Here is a 15752-nt window from a genome sequence, read left to right as displayed (position 1 = left end):
TCATGATACACCGCAACCCAACCCTCCCCGAAATCCTCGAATGGATCGAACGCTATTTCGAGTGTCAGCTCTCCGATGAGGAGGAGGCACAGCTACGCGTCATCATTGCCGGCACGTCACTCTCCCATCCCTTGATTGACGAAGCACGCGCTCTCATGGGCTTCCGCTCTCCGGTTTCAGGCCGATCAGAGAAAAACAAGGCGAAACCCAATTTCAAATTACCGATATCGCGCCTGCGTCCTGCTCTCGGAATAGCTGCTGCAACAGCAGTCATTCTGACCATAGGTATCCACCTGATCGGTAACCGTAGCGGCGTAATGACTGACAACGACACGACATGTATGGCATACGCGAACGGACAGTGCATAACCGACGAAGCCGACGTGATACGTCTGCTGACATCCGATCTTCAGGAGTTCAACGATGAAGCGGACGGACTGGAGCAATCACTGTATGACGAGCTTGATGCAATAGCTCCGATCATCGATGAGGCGGAACTGCCCGCCATTCCTCCGGAGATAGCCGAGGAGTTCAAAATATGAAAATATTCTCACTCACATTTCAATAACATGAAACGATTATTAGTATTAACGATCACAATGCTTGCAATCAGGCTCTGCGGATCGGCCCAGACAGGTCTGGAGATCAACAAGCTTTTCGGAGGTAAGTACAGCTCTGACCCGACGGTGACGGAGACAATCATGAGCGGTGATCAGCGTTATCTGCGCTCACACCATCTATCGACATTCGCCACATTCAAAGGGAGTGCACAGAAGTATGAGGACATAGTGCTTCCGCTCGTGAAAGCCGACGGAGCTGACGCGACAGGCCGCGACGTGCGCTACAAAAACGGAAAAATGAGCTATGCATTCTTCGTATTGCCCCCGATCGAGAGAGACGGACGCAAACTCAACCGCTATCTCTACTACCTGCTGACATCGCGTGCTAAAAACCCGTCGGTAATGGTGATATACTTTGACGGAGAGATCTCCACCACCAAGGCCGAAAGTCTTATCAGGGATCTTACCAATCGCTGACCCGACATCATAAGGAAAGCAACTATAAAAATATCTTTTATTCCAACATCAATTCATCCATTAAGAATATGCTTCGTAAATTATTCCTCCCGCTCACTCTCCTCGCTCCCCTCTTCATCAGCGCAGCTGTCAACGACAAAGATAGCTCAAACCTCAACCTTACCTGCGATACTCTGCTCAAGGCCACGTCCGCACGCTCGCTTTCGATAGTCTCGACAGCAAAAAATGCCAACATTACCATCAGTAATATCAACGGCGGAGCTGAGACATTCTATTACCAGACCGGAAATGCCAAAAAGCGAGGATTCATCATGCAGACTCAGATCAACTGTCAGGACATAAGCTCCATCGTGGTCACTGAAACACCTGAGAAAATACAGATCGATTATGTGAACGCGGAAGGTGAGAAGAGAGATTACACGTACCAGTTCCCCGATCCTGACAACCGCATGGTAAAGTCCTATACCGGCACTCATGAAAGCGATTTCGGTATCACTATCTCACGCAAAAAAACGACTAAATGGGAAATGGTGTCAGAGGGTTTCGGTTTCGGCTGGGTAACTCCGATCAAAAGCACGCCCGACATGAATATCTCTATGTGGAGGAGCAACGAGTTTACATGGAACATCGTCTCCGGTGTAAAAATGACTCACCGATCACAGTCACTTGTCATGGGTCTCGGTCTGCACTGGCAGGAACTCACCACGCGATGCAGCCACCATTTCCAGAAGAATCCCGGCGGCCGGCTCACCCTTGAAGAATATGCCGACGGAGAGAGAGACCGCGTATCGAAAATCAACTTCTTCAGTCTTCAGATCCCTGTGCTCTATGGAATCCGTTTCGGTCACCGTCACAACTGCGGTTTCAAGTTAGGCCCGGTGGTCAATTTCAATACAGGCGCACACTTAACAACAAAATATAAATCCGGTGACAACCACTACAAGATCACGACAAAGGGAATCGGCCAGCGCGCGGTGACAGTGGATGGAATGGCTATGTTCAATTTTCAGGCAATCGGCCTCTATGCCCGCTATGCGCCGATGAAGCGTTTCAACTCCCGCACAGGTCTTGACTTCGGAACATTCTCGACCGGCATCATGCTCGGATTCTGAAAAATAAGCATAAGATCTTAGTACAGACAAATGACAAAGCAAGACCGGGACCGCTGCATCGCGCAGTGATCCCGGTCTCACATTTTATATTCATTTCGAAGCTTTTACATTGAAATGGGTCAAGCGACCAATGAATATCCACGCAAACAGAAAAATATCAAATGTCGTGGAAAAGGTTGAAAAAGTATATATTATTTCTATTACTGCCAAAAGAGAATTGAATCAATAGTTCTGAGTCAGCGACGAGTTATAGAGTGTGGCTGTCAGCGGGAAGGGGAAAACCCAGATGGCTGATTCAGGTGTGATGACATAGGGGCCGTTGTCGTCATACTGATGAATCATATTGCCTGAATAAGCTGACTCCGTGTTCCATCGCTTACGGTCAAAGAAATTGTAGCAGGTTGCCAGCATCTCGATGCGTTTCGAATCCTGAAGCACCTTCATCGCCTGCGCCTCGGTAGTGATTGAAGTGTTTTCGGCAAGAGGAGCGTAGTTGTTGATGCGATAGCGTTTGACACGGTCAATCATCTCAAGACCATCCTTAATCTTGCCGCCGCGGATGAGACACTCGGCTGCATTGTAGAGCATATTTTCCGTGCGGAGACCCCAACTGTTGTAGTGTATGTCAGAAGCGGCACACATATAGCAGCCTGCGGGTCCATAGCCGTAGTTATCGCTCCAGCCCGCACCCTCTCCGAGAAGCATCACGAAGTCATTCGGTTCGAGAAGATCATTGGTTTCCTTGGTCAGCGATATACCGTAATATTCACCTAAATTACTGTTATTACTGCGGATGAGGAGATAATTGTTGTCGGCAAGATAGTCGAGCTTCCACAGACCGGTCTGCATGACGGTCGAGCGGTCCTCGACAACCGAATGGATGGCGAGCGCCTTCTGTGCGTAGGTCAGGGCTTCATCATAGCGTTTCATCTGGAAGAGCACGGCCGAACGGACTGCATTACCCCAATCAGCACCTCCACGCATTTTCGCGCTCATATTCTGAGGACTGAGGAGGGCTATCACCTCATCGGAACAATCTTCGAGGATACGCTCATAAACCTGAGCTATGGAGAGCTTGGTCTTCTGTTCGTTGACATTGGTATTGTCAACGTAAGGCACACCACCAAGAGTCTCCGCTGTAGCTGAGTCATACTGACGGGCATAGATGTTGACCAACAGGAAGTGGAACCATGCACGCAACACGCGTGCTTCGGCGATAACCCGCTGCTTCTTCGCGTCCGTGCCGGATGATTCGGGAGCCTTAGAGATGACGACGTTCATATAATTGATGTATTTATAAAATCTCTCATAGCGACTGTCATCCGTGGCGAGTGCCGCACGATCAACGTTCTCATCGCCGGTCATAATCGCATAGTTGAGCGTATTGGGAGCGGCGAGAGTTTGTGTAGGTGTCTCCCATGTAGCAGGGAGGATGGAATTGGCTACTCCTTCGAGATGATTCACATCTCCAACGACAAATTGCTGATTCAGGAGAGTTTCAAGATCGTCGATATTATCGAGGGTGGATTGACCCTTGGGTACGATGTCAAGTTTGTCGTCACACGATGACATGAACAACATCATCATAGCGACTGAAATTGTGCTTAATATTTTTTTCATGATGGATTGACAGACGTTAGAGTGAGAAATAGAGACTCATTGTGTAGCTTCGCGGAGCCTTGTTGATATTATATCCGGCACTTACCGCCTCCGGGTCAAGGCTAAGTCCGTTGCGCGCCCAAGTTGCAAGATTGTTGATCTGGAAACGAAGACGGAGATCGTCCATACCTATCTTACGACAGATCTTTTTGTCAAAGTTATAGGAGAGAACGATGTTGCGCACCTTGAGGTAGTCGGCATGATGCACGTTGGTGTTACGGTATTTAGCATAGCTCATGTAGTTGTAAGTGCTATAGTAGAAGGCACCGTTAGCAGGACGAGAAGTATCGCCTTCCCAGTACTTGAGAGCAGATACGGGAACATCGCCTCCCATACCCCAAGTGGTATAATAGCCTCCGGATGAACCACCGACATACCATTCTTCCTCTCCGGCACGCATATAGTGGCCGCCATAGAAGGCCATCATTGCCGAAAGAGTAAAACCACGCCATGTGAGCTGCGGGGTGAGTGATGCAGTTACGGTTGGGGTAGCCGAACCGCAATAAACGGCATCCTCAATCTTGAAGTCGGAGTTACCGATAGATGTAGTGTGGACCTCACCATCCTTGTCACGCCAGCCCATATAGTACTGACCGTTGTCCTCGACGAAGCCTGCGAAGTCAAACGAGAAGATCGAATTCAGAGGATAACCCTCATGGAGTGTGAACGAAAGCTGTTCGGCACCGCTCTGGGGATAGTGAGAGAGCTTGAGGACCTTATTCTTGTTGAACGCAAGATTGAATCCGAGATCAAAACCGAAATCGTTGCGGGAGTTGGGACGGACAATGCGGCCGTCGAGCTGAATTTCGAGACCACGGTTGCGAACCTTACCGCTGTTGATTGTCAGTGACGACCAACCTGTTGTCGCATCGAGGTCAGTGACAGTCAGCACATCGGAACTGCGTTTGTTGTAGAAATCAACAGAACCGTTGAGACGGTAGCCAAAGAGCGCGAAATCGAAACCGGCATTGAACGTAGCGGTTTTCTCCCAGCGAAGCTGATCGTTAGGCGGCGAAACAAGAGAACCGGTCTTGTCACCTGTAAATGAATTGACACTCATCTTGGCTACGAGATAGGAGCTGACTGACGAGTCGATGTTACCTGTCAGACCGTAGCTGAAGCGGGGTTTGAAGGCATTGAGCCAAGTGACATCGCGGAGGAACTGCTCGTTATGTGCATTCCAGCTACCGCCGACCGACCAGAGGGGACGTCCACGGAATTTGGGATCAGTACCGAAAAGGTCACACTTGTCAACACGATAGCTACCCGACACAGCGTAGCGCGAATCATAAATATAGTTTGCGTTGAAATAAACGGAATAGTAACGGTGGAGCAGGTCGGAAGTCGCGAATGTCTTGGGAGCCATGCCTTGGACATAGTGGTCGCCGAACACACCGGTTGTAGGCTTATTGATGTAGGCCCAGTCCGTCATTATGTTGAGGTTGGTCTGAGTAGCATCATCGTAACCATACATGAGGTCGCTGTGCGTGTTGGTACGGGTCTGGCGGTATTCAAAACCGGCAAGAGCATCGATCTGATGACGTTCAAAGAATGTGCGGTTATAGTTTGTCTGTGCACGGAAAGTGTAGTACTTGCTTTCACGTGTAGTCGTGGTGAGGATGCCCCCCTCAGGGATATGGTGTTCGGTAGGCAGATGACGAGTGACGAGTTCTTGAAGAATCATGTTGCCGTCAGCATCTGTACCAAACTGATATTTCGACCAGTCAAAGAATGGATCAAAGAAAGCATCCATCGGGTCACGGTCAGAGTCCTCCCAGACGCTCACAGTACCGCCGGTCGTGTAGCCACTGTAAAGCATACGCGCAGTGTAGCTATCCCCCTCGTTGAGAGTGCGGTTGCGCTGATAGATGTCCTCATACTGGAACTGGGCCGTAGCAGTCCAACCGGGCAGAAGCTTGAAGAGAGTATTGATGTATGTACGTGTGTTGGTGTAACGCGTATTGGAGAAGTTGCGGTTCATCTCCTGAGCGAGATTGAAAGTACAGTCCTTAAGTTCGAGATCAGGATTGCTGAATGCCTCGTGGCCCGGGTAGATATCCGCTTCAAGACCGGCGTATGAGCCATCGGCATTATACATTGTCTGATAAGGAAGGAAAGAGTTGATGTCGCCGTAATAACCAAGACTGTGAGTCCTTGAGCGACGGTTAAGGACGTTGAGGCCGACCGTTACGTCGAGCCACTTGGAAGCTTTAATCTCGCCGCGGTATTTAAAGGTGAGTGAATTGGCATTTTCTTTCTGTATGCCGAGATTGTCATGAGTATAGTTGGCTACGAGGCTTGAATTGACTATACGGCCTTGTGTGCGAAGCGAGAGGTTATAGGTCTGCTCAATCTGACTGCGGTCATGAACATCCTGATATTCCTTACGATAGTCATTAGAAGCCCATGAGTCAAGGGTGGCGTTCATCTCATCATCGCTAAGCAGTCCGAGCTGATTCTGGGCAAACAGACGGCTCGCAGGCGAGATTCCGGACATACGTCCCATGCTGTAGGAAGTAAGGAGTGACGAAAGCTGTGTACCCTTCTCCTCAGCGAGCATTGCTGCCCAGTTGTATCTTTCGAGCTGAATGAGCTGTGCGGCCGACATCCAGTCGTAGTTGTCATATTTCTGCTTCTCGTGGATAGTGAGGTCAGCATTGAAATCAATGGTAAGACGCTCGGCTTTCGCACGCTTGGTCGTGATGACAAGCACACCGTTGGCTGCCCGTGCACCGTAGATAGAAGCGGCGGCCGCATCCTTGAGAAGAGTGATGTTCTCAATGTCGTAAGGATTGATAGTTGACATACCACCCTCGATCGGAAGACCATCCACTACCACAAGGGGCTTTGTAGCAGCCTGAAATGTTCCGACACCACGGACGGTAAACGCATCCTCATCCTTGCTGTCGGACTTGGTGTTTTTCACAAGACCGGGCATCGAACCTTCGAGTTTATCACTGAGATTAGTGACCGAACGGCGGTCGAGATCCTCGGATGAAAGTATCTGGTAAGAACCTGTGGCGTTCTCGCGCTTGATGTTCTGGTAACCGGTCACCACGACCTCGTCCATCATATTATCCGAACGGGTCATTACTATCCTAAGGAACTTACCACCTCCTTTAATAGGCAATGTCGTTGTTTTCATTCCTATATAAGAGAATATGAGTTCGGGATTCTTACCGGTGACGAGGATCGAGAACTGCCCGTCCATATCTGTGGCCACGCCATGGTCAGTGCCTTTGAGCATGACGGTCACACCTACGAGAGGTTCGCCGTCCTCATCAAACACCTGACCGACTACGGTCTTGCTGTCTATTTCCTTCAGAGTCTCGGTAAGAGAGCCCGATGACTTTTTCGTCTGTCCTGAAGCGCAAGGACTCAAGGCAAGGAAACAAAGTAAAAAATAAATTAATCGCATACGAAATGAATATTGATTGGAGTAAAAGAAAAGCGATGTGTCGGCAATGATTAATGTCAGAGCCGACACTCACTCCAAAGGTTTATTTATAGTAATCTGTTAGGTCAACTTATTCGGCATTAAGAGCCGCATTGAGTTCCTCGACCATCTTGGGGTCAGAAGGACGGGTAGCGTTTACAAGTATAAACTTACCATCACGGCCAATCAGGAAGAAGCGGGGAATACCGTTGGCATGCATGGCTTTCATGAATTGATTACCGCTCTTCTCATCGAAGATGTATTGAGGCCACGAGGGATTATCCTTGGCAAGTTTCTTCAGCCATGCTTCCTTGTCCTGATCGCAGGAGATGGAGATGAATTTCACATTGTCATTACCCTTATACTGCTCTACGATCTTTTCAAGGAAGGGAATCTCACGGCAGCATGGGCCGCACCATGTAGCCCAAAGGTCAATATATACAATCTTGCCGTCAAAAAGGCTTGTCAGATTATGCTTGGTTCCGTCGGGTGAAATTACAATAGGATCAGAGGGAAGTACATCACCGTCGGCAACAACTTTCTTTGACTCAGCTATCTGCTGACGGAGCTGCGCCTCGACCGCAGGAGCCTTGTCAAACTGGGGCTTCACGGTAGCAAAGAACTTTTCAATCTCCTCATCCGAAGGATTATAGAAAAGCATCATGCTCGTCGCCATCGAATAAAGATTATTTTTATTTGCTTGATTGGTAAGTACTTCGTCAATAGCCTTAATCTGCGCGGCTGTGAATCCGATGCTATCCTTCATGCTGATCATCTTAGCGTTAAGAGCGGAATCAGAGCGTACCCACATAGAAAGAAGGCCTGACAAACGCGCCTCGTCTGAGTTAGGATCAATTTTGCTGACAATCTCATTCATTTCGGCAGTATGGTCATTCTTGTTGAGATAGTGGTCAGAAGAGAGAATACTGAGAAGCACATAGTCATAACCCGCATTGTTGAGCGAAGTATAGTAGTCACGCTCTGAGGCGGGAACTGAAGGAAGAGCGGCGCGAGCCTTGTCAGCACCCTCATCCAGCATATTCTTGAAAGCGTTGAAATCATAACCGGCTTCGATCTGGTCAGGCTTAACCTTAAACTTCATGTAATTGTAAGCCGAATGATAGGCGGAGAGAAAATCACTAACAGCAGCATTATCACCCTCGAAAGTAATTTTGTCACCGTTTATAGTAGCCTCAAGAGCCTCGCCATTTGCTACACGTGCTCCGAACACGTCCGCACCACTTGCGATAGCAAGGTCAACTTTCTCAACCGGAAGTTCAGTATTGAAAATAAAAGTACCGGTGGAATCCACATCAATTTCCTCGACTGTAGATACACCATCCACATCGTAATAGACAGTTATCGATGAGGGAGCCTCACCCTCGAAATGACCTTTGAGCATAGGAGCATCGGTCTTTGATTTGCCACAACTTGCAGCCATGAGGGCAACGGCAAAAAGGGGTACAATTCTTTTTAGCATTGTGATGATATGATTAGATTATTATTAAATTCCGGAGAAATAAAAACAGACGGAAGATGGTGAAATGTGTGTTAACAATTCTCCACAAAGCTATAATGATAACTATAAATTTACAAATTTATTGATTTCGGAAGCGTAAAATTGAAGAAAATGGAAGCGAATTTAACACAAAATCTTAAAATTTACAGTAAAACTGCTATTTTTTTAGCACATTGCTATCAAAAATGATGTTACAAAGCCAATACGCTTTCGGAGACATATCGACAGAAAATTTACCAAGGTCATCTCTCCTTTAAGAGTCCTATTTGCTCATTTCCTTGAGCTGTGTACGGTAACGTGCGGGAGTCATTCCTGTCACTGACTGGAACGTGGAATAGAAGGTAGAGATAGAACTGAAACCGACATCACCACAGATCTGTTTGAGTGGAATAGCTGCTTCAATATCTGAGATAAGTGCGATGGCTTCACGAATACGATAGTCGTTGACGATCTGCGTGAATGTCTTGCCGGATTCATTTATGGCACGCGAGACATAGGTTCTGTTCGATCCAAGCTTATCGGCGACTGAGCTAACTGTCAGGTTGGGATCCTTGAAAAGTTTCTCTTCCGTCATAAGGAGAGTAAAGCGCGACATAATATCATCGGCCTTTTCCCCGGAGAGAGGCTTGGATGTCTTCGGAATCGAAGTCTTTTCAATCTTTGACTTTTCTATCTGTTCGAGCAGGAGCTGCTCGCGTGCAAGATATTCACCGTTTTGTCTAACAATGGCACGGTAAAGTCGCTTTTTACGATAATAATGTGTCAGAACAACGGACACAAATCCCACCAATATTATAAGGATACCAATAAGAATCCACGTACGCAGACGCGAAGCTTTTAGTTCTCGCTCGTTCTCACGGATTCGCCGATCCTGCTCATCTATCTCATATTTAATGTGATCCTCCATAAGAGCCCGCTCTCTGCTCACACGATAGGTACTATCCATGAATGAGGCATAGCGCGTAAAGTATTCGAGAGCTTTGGAATGATTACCTAACTGACGGTTCGATTCCGCTATCTCCTTCATAAGGTCACCGACATAGGATGTGAGCCGGAAACCATCTGCATAGGCTATACCCTCCTGCGCTATCTCCAGTGCCTTTGCCGGATGTCCGATCTCATTAAGGATCTTGGCGTAGGTAAGATATGTCCTCATTATCACGGAGCGGGATGGATCATAGAAATCACAGTTGAAGGCATGTTCACAGAGCCGGAGAGCCTTCTCGACATCGCCGTATCTGTAGGCATACATAGCTTGTACGAGCACCAGCTCAACGCTACGCGTATATCCAAGCTTCGCCGCGTATGCTTCTGCCTCTTTCAGAATCTCAGCAGCGTCATTAAGCTGACCCTGTATCATATACGCGTCGGCGAGTGTATTGGCAGTGTAGAAGAGTGGAATCTCATCATCAAGCTTCTTTGCAAGTTCGTATGCCTGAAGTGCATAGTCAAGACCCTCGGAATCATTACGGTCATTGTAAAGCTCAGCTAAATTACATAGGATGATAGCCGCACGATAATCGTCACCCGCAAGACGTGCTTCTTCCAACCCTTGATAGCAATGGCTGATAGCAGCGTAAGTGTCTTTGACAAGCGTAGAGTAATACAAAATGAAACCATTATGGATCATTGCAAGAGCTTTGTGATCCTCTATACTCTGGGCTATCACCCTCGCATATTCAAGCATACGGTAGGTATTCTCATTGTCACCACGAGCCATGAGCACCTGAATATTTATCATCGCACCATTGAGGCCGGCAAAATCTCTATCGCTGGTTTGTTCGGCGATTTGAATAAGTCTGGCAGCATATTCTGCCGCACCGTCATAGTCCCCGATAAGTAGGTAAGCATTGGCGACGTCACGAATAGCGACCTTATCGTCCGGAGCTGATTTTAGATGTTCAAGCCGCTGCTTGAGTAGTGCATGCATGTCGGATGCTGCCTCTATCCTCAAAGAAAAGGCAAGCATCAACAACACAAAGACACATATCTGTCGCATAGGCTTGAACCTGAAATTGGGATCAGTCAAGCTTCAGCACGGCGAGGAAAGCTTTCTGCGGGACTTCGACCGAGCCGATCTGCTTCATGCGCTTCTTGCCTTTCTTCTGCTTTTCGAGAAGTTTGCGCTTACGCGAGATGTCGCCGCCGTAACACTTGGCTGTCACGTCCTTACGGACTGCCTTGATGGTCTCGCGTGCGATGATCTTGGCACCGATAGCTGCCTGAATGGCGATGTCGAACTGCTGACGAGGGATGAGTTCCTTGAGCTTCTCACACATGCGGCGTCCGAATGTGACGGCGTTATCGACATGCGTAAGGGTCGAGAGCGCATCGACACTCTCACCGTTGAGGAGGATGTCGAGCTTGACGAGCTTCGACTCACGGAAGTCATGGAGATGATAGTCAAACGAAGCGTAGCCTTTGGAGATACTTTTAAGTTTATCGTAAAAGTCGATCACGATTTCACCGAGCGGCATGTCGAAGATCAGTTCCATGCGGTTGCCGGAGATGTATTCCTGCTTGACGAGTTCACCGCGCTTGCTGAGACAGAGGGTCATTATCGGTCCGATATAGTCAGCTGCAGTGATGATTGAGGCGCGTATGTAGGGCTCTTCGATATGATCGATCAGCGTTGGGTCAGGGAGTCCCGAAGGATTGTGGACCTCAGTCATGGTGCCATGCTTGTCGAAGACGCGGTAGGACACGTTGGGGACGGTAGTGATCACGTCCATATCGAACTCTCGTCCGAGTCGTTCCTGAATGATCTCCATGTGGAGGAGTCCGAGGAAGCCGCAACGGAATCCGAAACCAAGAGCCATCGATGATTCGGGCTGGAAAGTAAGTGAAGCGTCGTTGAGCTGAAGTTTTTCAAGCGACGCGCGGAGATTTTCGAAATCCTCGGTCTCTATGGGATAGACACCAGCAAAGACCATCGGCTTGACTTCCTCGAAACCGTCGATAGCGGACTCGCAGGGAGTGTTGACGTGTGTGATGGTGTCGCCCACCTTCACCTCACGCGAGGTCTTGATACCGGAGATGATGTAGCCGACATTGCCGGCCGAAAGTTCCTGACAAGGCTGCATGTCGAGTTTGAGCACTCCGATCTCATCGGCGTTGTATTCCTTGCCGGTAGCGACGAATTTCACGAAGTCATTTTTACGGATGGTACCGTTGACGATCTTGAAATAGGCAATGATACCGCGGAAGGGGTTGAAAACGGAGTCGAAAATAAGAGCCTGCAGAGGGGCTTTCGGATCACCTTCGGGAGCGGGTACGCGCTCTACTATGGCTTTGAGAATTTCAGGCACACCTATGCCGGTCTTTCCGCTGGCACGGATCACCTCTTCGGGATCACATCCGAGAAGATCCACGATCTGATCCTCGACCTCATCCGGTTTCGCACTGTCGAGATCGACCTTGTTGATCACAGGTATGATCTCAAGATTATTGTCGATGGCCATGTAGAGGTTGGATATGGTCTGTGCCTGTATGCCCTGCGAGGCATCGACAATGAGCAGCGCACCCTCACAGGCCGCGATGGAGCGCGAAACTTCATACGAAAAATCGACGTGTCCCGGAGTGTCGATGAGATTGAGGATGTAGTCTTGGCCGTCAAGACGGTAATTCATCTGGATGGCGTGACTCTTGATAGTGATACCTCTCTCGCGTTCGAGATCCATGTCGTCGAGCACCTGTGCCTGCAGGTCCTTTCCGGCTACGGTGTTCGTGTACTCAAGAAGACGGTCGGCAAGAGTGCTCTTGCCGTGGTCAATATGGGCTATTATACAAAAATTGCGGATATTCTTCATACTGGCTGCAAAGTTAACAATAATTTTCCGCCTATTATATATAGTAGGGATTTTTTTGGGCCGCGCAGACTACTATGACAGCCGCCTGCAACCATAAATTCAATATTTTGTCACGAAGCCATATCATCCCTATCAGGACATCCCCTTTGCATGTATCAAAATTTAAAGTAATTTTGTAGATAGCAATATGCGATAATAAAATCAAATACCCCCCCTTTCATCCCTAATTTACAATAAATGAAACTCAACCTCATAGCATCCCTGACCGTTGCCCTGTCACTCGCCTCATCCCCTACCCTTCATGGTGCCAAACCGTGGAAAGCAGCAAAACATGAAACCGTATCGGCGGAGCGATCCTTTCAGCCTACGGTCTATGGAAATCCTTTCAGCGGATCGGACCGCAGCATTCTCGACGTTGTCTCCGAAGTTTCAGCTCTTAACGGCATCAAGCTACCGGTTACCGCAGACGGCCGGCTGGCCGAACATGAACTTCAGTTGACATTCGGCGAAAAAGGTCTGCTGTTAATAGCCGCACCAGACCTGAAATCAGTCGAAGCACTCGGAACAAACGGCGGAAAGATTATCGCCACACCGCTGCTGAAAAATGCCGTCTCCGTGACTGAACTTCCGGCACTTAACATCTATGGTATCCGATACGATAAAGGGACGTATCCATTGTCCATTCCCGCAGGAGCTGAGCCGGTGATCATCATGGGTGCGACCTGCGCCTCGCAGAAATTTTCGGGGGAGGATATGCAGCTTAAAAGCGGTGTCGATTATCCCGCGTTTGCCATCGAAGGCTTTTCGGAAAAGCCGGCCCTGTTCACTATAATCGGTGGCCCGGACAAACCGGTAATCGACGAGGGAATGCCGGGAACAGAAAGTATTTTCGGCGGCTTTGAGGGCGGACAGATGATCAAAGTCGGTGATACTTATCATATATTCCCGACTGAACGAGCCGGTGAAGATGGCCAACCCGCGAAATATGACCGTATCAAGACACGCATTGGCCACTGGACAAGCAAAGATGCCGTCAACTGGGATCGGTAGTCAACTCTGTATCAGTCGAGCGGTGTATATGCGGTATCGTCATTCGACAATTCGATGAACGACCGCCGGGCTGCCATCTGGTCATATATGCCGATATTCAACGAAGATAAGAACCGTTGGCAGGGTCACTATCTCGCCTACACCTGCGACAGCGTTGTCGCACCGAACCACTCATTCGGCCGCATCTGGAGATGCGAGTCGGAGGTAGAAGGAGTCGAGGGGATCGACGGGCCTTATCGTGACTGCGGTATCGTCATCGAGCCGGGACTCGACTCTCAATTATGGGAAGGCCGACAAGGCGTGGCATCATTTTTCCCTTACCGTGTAGGTGACAAGTGGCTTGCATTCATCAGCGGCGCATATCCTTACGAGAGTACGGCGGACTATCCGTTTGGCGGAAAGCCGACCCACTGGTATGTAGGGCTGGCTGAGGCCGACAGTCTTGAAGGCCCGTGGTCACGAATGAAAGAAATCAATCCCATAACATCCATACACCCGCGATTTGTTGAAAACCCTATCGTCTCGCAGCTTCCAGACGGGACATATATCGCTGTGTTCGATGGCGGTCCTGAGTGGCTGAATCTCCCCAATATGCTTGCCTATACCCTGTCGAAGGACGGGATCAACTGGAGTGAGGCTCGCTACCTGCCGATAGATACAAAGGTCGAAAGATGGTGGCACACAATGCGAACTCCACTCGGATTGATCCCTGAAGGTGATGACGTATATACAGTAGTGTATGCAGCCATCAATAATGACAAGCGATTCCACCCCATGGGAATGGTCAAGTTAAAGCTTGACCGTAAGGCACTTGACTCCTTAAAGTTTGCGGACTAACCATCAACTGATTTACAATCCGACTATAATTCGTAATATTTTTTTCAAAAAAGTTCAGAATAAATTTGGTGGTTTCAAAAAAACGCCCTACCTTTGCAGCGCAAAACCAAAAAACATGGTGAGCATAGCTCAGTTGGTTAGAGCGTCGGATTGTGGTTCCGAAGGTCGTGGGTTCGACCCCCACTGTTCACCCTAAAGCAATTTTGTAGAAGAAATGAGGTTCGGAAAAATCCGAACCTCATTTCTTTTATACATATCTCTATCGAATAATCTTATTTCAGATACTTATCGGAAACGACTTCGAGACGATCGGTCAGCTCAAGCACACGGGGCACACCGGTAGGTATCTCCTCACCCACTATCTCCTCCGGAGTCTTTTTCAGAAGCATCATCACCAATGCACGGAGTGAATTTCCGTGAGCGGCGACAAACACCGTATCATAAACGGCAAGAGCCGGGGCAATCTTTTCCTCCCAGCATGGACGCACACGTTCGACTGTATCGGCAAGCGACTCGGTCAGCGGGAGCGAATCAGCACCAAGCATCACATAACGCGGATCACGGCCGGGAAAACGCTCGTCGTCCGCAGTTAGAGCCGGAGGAGCGACATCGTAGCTCCTACGCCACACGTGGACTTGCTCGTCGCCATACTTTGCAGCGGTGTCTGCCTTGTTGAGTCCCTGCAGTGCTCCGTAGTGACGTTCGTTGAGATGCCAGTCCTTGACGACCGGAAGCCACAGGCGATCCATAGAGTCAAGAGCAAGGTCAAGAGTGCGGATTGCCCTGCGCAGATAGGAAGTGAAACAATAGCGCGGTTCAAGTCCGGCGGCAGCGATCAGACGTCCGGCCTCACGGGCCTCCTCCTCTCCTTTAGGCGAAAGATTGACATCAGTCCATCCCGTGAAACGGTTCTCAAGATTCCATTCGCTCTGTCCATGACGAAGAAGTATCAGTTTTTTCATACCATATATTAAGTTAGAGGTTCTCTGTAATAATGTTTATATAAAGAAAAACGTTGCCGAGCGAATATTGGTTCAGTGGTCTTACAGTATCAAAAACCCTAATTTTGTTAACACTCATTCACTAATAAGCCCATTTTATGCATATATTGTGTTAACATCGGTTAAATACGCCGGAAATATTTGCACAGTAATCAGAAAGTGCATACCTTTGCAACGCAAAACGGAAATGACACCGTTTAAAGCTTACCAAAAACGCGAAAATAGCTCAGTTGGTAGAGCACAACCTTGCCAAGGTTGGGGTCGCGGGTTCGAGTCCCGTTTTTCGCTCTAA

Annotated in this window: 11 protein-coding genes and 2 tRNA genes; 7 read left to right on the top strand and 6 right to left on the bottom strand. The window is 48.7% G+C overall.

All coding sequences use genetic code 11. From position 1 onward, the window contains the following. The first annotated feature begins 2 nt into the window (after positions 1-2). The 3 genes from K2G41_RS09980 (at position 3) to K2G41_RS09970 (ending at position 2149) form a co-directional block, all read left to right on the top strand. Positions 3-542 (top strand): hypothetical protein, encoded by a 540-nt coding sequence (locus K2G41_RS09980; RefSeq protein WP_300117764.1) that lies wholly within the window; start codon positions 3-5, stop codon positions 540-542. A 57-nt stretch (positions 543-599) separates the two neighbouring features. Next, positions 600-1037 carry a DUF6108 family protein gene (locus K2G41_RS09975; protein ID WP_300117762.1) on the top strand — a complete coding sequence of 146 codons (438 nt, stop codon included), beginning with the start codon at positions 600-602 and terminating at the stop codon, positions 1035-1037. A gap of 68 nt (positions 1038-1105) precedes the next feature. Continuing rightward, on the top strand, positions 1106-2149 hold the full coding sequence (locus tag K2G41_RS09970; protein ID WP_300117760.1) for a hypothetical protein: 1044 nt from the start codon (positions 1106-1108) through the stop codon (positions 2147-2149). A 222-nt stretch (positions 2150-2371) separates the two neighbouring features. Here the strand turns inward: K2G41_RS09970 and K2G41_RS09965 are convergent, their stop codons facing one another. The 5 genes from K2G41_RS09965 to lepA all read right to left on the bottom strand — a co-directional run bounded on the left by K2G41_RS09965 (position 2372) and on the right by lepA (position 12572). Next, positions 2372-3769: a RagB/SusD family nutrient uptake outer membrane protein gene (locus K2G41_RS09965; RefSeq protein ID WP_300117758.1), complete on the bottom strand. Its 1398-nt coding sequence runs from the start codon at positions 3767-3769 to the stop codon at positions 2372-2374. A 16-nt stretch (positions 3770-3785) separates the two neighbouring features. Beyond that, positions 3786-7226 carry a SusC/RagA family TonB-linked outer membrane protein gene (locus K2G41_RS09960; RefSeq protein ID WP_300117756.1) on the bottom strand — a complete coding sequence of 1147 codons (3441 nt, stop codon included), beginning with the start codon at positions 7224-7226 and terminating at the stop codon, positions 3786-3788. Positions 7227-7335: 109 nt separating this feature from the next. Beyond that, on the bottom strand, positions 7336-8724 hold the full coding sequence (locus K2G41_RS09955; protein WP_300117754.1) for a TlpA disulfide reductase family protein: 1389 nt from the start codon (positions 8722-8724) through the stop codon (positions 7336-7338). Positions 8725-9025: 301 nt separating this feature from the next. Continuing rightward, a complete protein-coding gene (locus K2G41_RS09950) occupies positions 9026-10693 on the bottom strand; it encodes an AraC family transcriptional regulator (protein WP_300117752.1) in 1668 nt (555 codons plus the stop codon). Between the two features lie 91 nt (positions 10694-10784). Next, positions 10785-12572 carry a translation elongation factor 4 gene (lepA, locus tag K2G41_RS09945; RefSeq protein WP_300117750.1) on the bottom strand — a complete coding sequence of 596 codons (1788 nt, stop codon included), beginning with the start codon at positions 12570-12572 and terminating at the stop codon, positions 10785-10787. Positions 12573-12809: 237 nt separating this feature from the next. On the opposite strand from lepA, the gene K2G41_RS09940 reads away from it, so the two are divergent. The 3 genes from K2G41_RS09940 to K2G41_RS09930 all read left to right on the top strand — a co-directional run bounded on the left by K2G41_RS09940 (position 12810) and on the right by K2G41_RS09930 (position 14651). Next, positions 12810-13622 (top strand): hypothetical protein, encoded by an 813-nt coding sequence (locus K2G41_RS09940; RefSeq protein WP_300117748.1) that lies wholly within the window; start codon positions 12810-12812, stop codon positions 13620-13622. Positions 13623-13676: 54 nt separating this feature from the next. Next, positions 13677-14459 (top strand): hypothetical protein, encoded by a 783-nt coding sequence (locus K2G41_RS09935; RefSeq protein ID WP_300117746.1) that lies wholly within the window; start codon positions 13677-13679, stop codon positions 14457-14459. A gap of 118 nt (positions 14460-14577) precedes the next feature. Next, positions 14578-14651: transfer RNA gene (locus K2G41_RS09930), tRNA-His, on the top strand. Between the two features lie 80 nt (positions 14652-14731). Here K2G41_RS09930 and gpmA read toward each other — a convergent pair. Beyond that, a complete protein-coding gene (gene gpmA / locus K2G41_RS09925) occupies positions 14732-15421 on the bottom strand; it encodes a 2,3-diphosphoglycerate-dependent phosphoglycerate mutase (RefSeq protein WP_300117744.1) in 690 nt (229 codons plus the stop codon). 254 nt (positions 15422-15675) lie between these two features. Between gpmA and K2G41_RS09920 the strand changes: the two genes are divergently transcribed. Then, a tRNA-Gly gene (locus K2G41_RS09920) sits at positions 15676-15748 on the top strand. The last annotated feature ends 4 nt before the right edge of the window (positions 15749-15752 follow it).

Source organism: Duncaniella sp., assembly GCF_029056165.1.
Taxonomy (GTDB): Bacteria; Bacteroidota; Bacteroidia; order Bacteroidales; family Muribaculaceae; genus Duncaniella.
The sequence above is the reverse complement of the archived record's forward strand: the minus strand, read 5'-3'. Positions and strand labels throughout refer to the sequence as shown.

Bases quoted from the DNA above. Each gene is read 5' to 3' on its own strand.
- K2G41_RS09980 (WP_300117764.1), top strand. From the start codon at position 3: ATGATACACCGCAACCCAACCCTCCCCGAAATCCTCGAATGGATCGAA.
- K2G41_RS09975 (WP_300117762.1), top strand. From the start codon at position 600: ATGCTTGCAATCAGGCTCTGCGGATCGGCCCAGACAGGTCTGGAGATC.
- K2G41_RS09970 (WP_300117760.1), top strand. From the start codon at position 1,106: ATGCTTCGTAAATTATTCCTCCCGCTCACTCTCCTCGCTCCCCTCTTC.
- K2G41_RS09965 (WP_300117758.1), bottom strand. From the start codon at position 3,769: ATGAAAAAAATATTAAGCACAATTTCAGTCGCTATGATGATGTTGTTC.
- K2G41_RS09960 (WP_300117756.1), bottom strand. From the start codon at position 7,226: ATGCGATTAATTTATTTTTTACTTTGTTTCCTTGCCTTGAGTCCTTGC.
- K2G41_RS09955 (WP_300117754.1), bottom strand. From the start codon at position 8,724: ATGCTAAAAAGAATTGTACCCCTTTTTGCCGTTGCCCTCATGGCTGCA.
- K2G41_RS09950 (WP_300117752.1), bottom strand. From the start codon at position 10,693: ATGCATGCACTACTCAAGCAGCGGCTTGAACATCTAAAATCAGCTCCG.
- lepA (WP_300117750.1), bottom strand. From the start codon at position 12,572: ATGAAGAATATCCGCAATTTTTGTATAATAGCCCATATTGACCACGGC.
- K2G41_RS09940 (WP_300117748.1), top strand. From the start codon at position 12,810: ATGAAACTCAACCTCATAGCATCCCTGACCGTTGCCCTGTCACTCGCC.
- K2G41_RS09935 (WP_300117746.1), top strand. From the start codon at position 13,677: ATGAACGACCGCCGGGCTGCCATCTGGTCATATATGCCGATATTCAAC.
- gpmA (WP_300117744.1), bottom strand. From the start codon at position 15,421: ATGAAAAAACTGATACTTCTTCGTCATGGACAGAGCGAATGGAATCTT.